2 protein-coding genes are annotated in these 1647 nt (G+C 69.8%); one reads left to right on the top strand and one right to left on the bottom strand.

Annotated elements, in window-relative coordinates; all coding sequences use genetic code 11:
- The first annotated feature begins 119 nt into the window (after positions 1 to 119).
- Positions 120 to 590 carry a hypothetical protein gene (locus tag BIV23_RS44625; protein ID WP_071386722.1) on the top strand — a complete coding sequence of 157 codons (471 nt, stop codon included), beginning with the start codon at positions 120 to 122 and terminating at the stop codon, positions 588 to 590.
- On the opposite strand, the gene BIV23_RS44620 is transcribed toward BIV23_RS44625, so the two are convergent.
- Positions 562 to 1503 (bottom strand): IS5 family transposase, encoded by a 942-nt coding sequence (locus tag BIV23_RS44620; RefSeq protein WP_245790948.1) that lies wholly within the window; start codon positions 1501 to 1503, stop codon positions 562 to 564. The genes BIV23_RS44625 and BIV23_RS44620 overlap by 29 nt on opposite strands.
- Between the last annotated feature and the right edge of the window lie 144 nt (positions 1504 to 1647).

Here is a 1647-nt window from a genome sequence, read left to right as displayed (position 1 = left end):
AGACGCCATCCGCTTTCCGAACGTGGTCATTTGGTTCGGGCTGGGTGGGCATGAACTCCGCTTGGTGGCGGGAGAGATGGGCGTGGTTCGTCTGCTCGTCCCGTTTGTGGAGGTGGCTGGTGCCGTCGGTGCTCGGTCTGTTGGAGGCCCGGGAGAAGAAGGTCCGGGAAGAGGTGGCACGGCTGCGGGAGGAGGCCGAGCGGGTGGTGGCTGCCCTCGGCGAGGCGGAACGGGCACTTCAGCGTCTGGCGGATGCCCGTGTGACGGTGACCGAGGTGCTGGCCGAGCCGCCCGTCGCGGTCGCGGAGCCGGTGGTGAGTGCGGTGGCGGGGTCGGTGGTGCCCAGACGGACTGTGGGCATGACAGCAACGGTCCTGCCTCCGGACTACCAGCGGATCATGTCCGTGCTGGAGTCGGATGCGGCCCGGGAGGGGATGCGGTGCCAGCAGCTGGCCGTGGCCCTGGGCCTTCAGGCGGTTCCAGCGACGGTCGAGGGGCTGCGGTCGAAGGCGAAACGCCTGGTGGAGCGGGGGTGGGCGCTCCAGGTGCGGCCGGGGGTGTTCACCCCGCTCGGGGCGTCGGCCGGCTGAAGGCGCAGGGGCGGCGCCCGGCCAGGCGGCTGCTCATGAGCATGGTCATGGACCACAGCACCATGGCCTCGTGCATGGCGGGCAGTGTCTCGTAGTCGCGCACCAGGCGGCGCGATCGCATCAGCCAGCTCAGAGTGCGCTCCACCACCCACCTGCGCGGCAGCACCACGAACCCGCTGGTGTCGTCGGTGCGTTTGACGATCTCAAGGGCGAGCTGGAGTTTCTCGGCCGCCCAGTCGACGAGCCGACCGGCATAACCGCCGTCCGCCCAGACGAGGCGGATGGAGAAGTACATGGTGCGCAGCCGCTCGAGCAGCGGGACGGCGGCGTCGCGGTCCTGCACGCTCGCCGCGGTCACTGCGACGGCCAGGACCAGGCCGAGGCAGTCCACGACCAGGTGCCGCTTGCGGCCACCCACTTTCTTCCCGCCGTCCCACCCGGACGTCGAGCGCGGGATGTTTGTCGCCGCCCGCAGTGACTGCGAGTCCACGATCGCGGCCGTCGGGTCCGGTGAACGGCCTTCCTTCTGGCGGACGTTGTCACGCAGCCGGTCGTGGAGTTCGGTGAGCAGGCCCGTCACCTGCCAGCGTCGGGCGAACGCGTGCACCCGCCGGTACGACGGGAAGTCGCAGGGCAGGTTGACCCACTTGACGCCGTTGTCGACGACGTAGCGGACCGCGTCCAGCATGACGCGGTGGCAATAGCCCTCCGGTCGTCCGCCCCGCCCCCGAAGCCACGCGGGGACCGGCAGCAGCGGCCGGATGACCTGCCATTCGGCCTCCGTCAGGTCGGAGCCGTAACACGGGGCGCGGTCCGGCCCGTCCGCCGCGTTGCCGAACCTGTGCGCGAGACAGTCACACGCCGGAGACGGCGCGTTGGACTCCACGGACGCAAACGCGACAGACTGCGACACAGGGCCTCCTGGTGCTGCTCGGTTGGGATCGCAACCCCGAGCTACCAGGAGGCTCTGCCGTTATGCCCCGACCACCGAGAGATCACCCGAACAGGAATCGTGTTCGACTGTTCAAGCCTGCCCAGCGGTAAGCGGATGGCGTCT

It is taken from the genome of Streptomyces monashensis (assembly GCF_001866665.1).
Taxonomy (GTDB): Bacteria; Actinomycetota; Actinomycetes; order Streptomycetales; family Streptomycetaceae; genus Streptomyces; species Streptomyces monashensis.
Note: the sequence above shows the minus strand (reverse complement) of the source record. Positions and strands in the feature narration are given on the sequence as shown.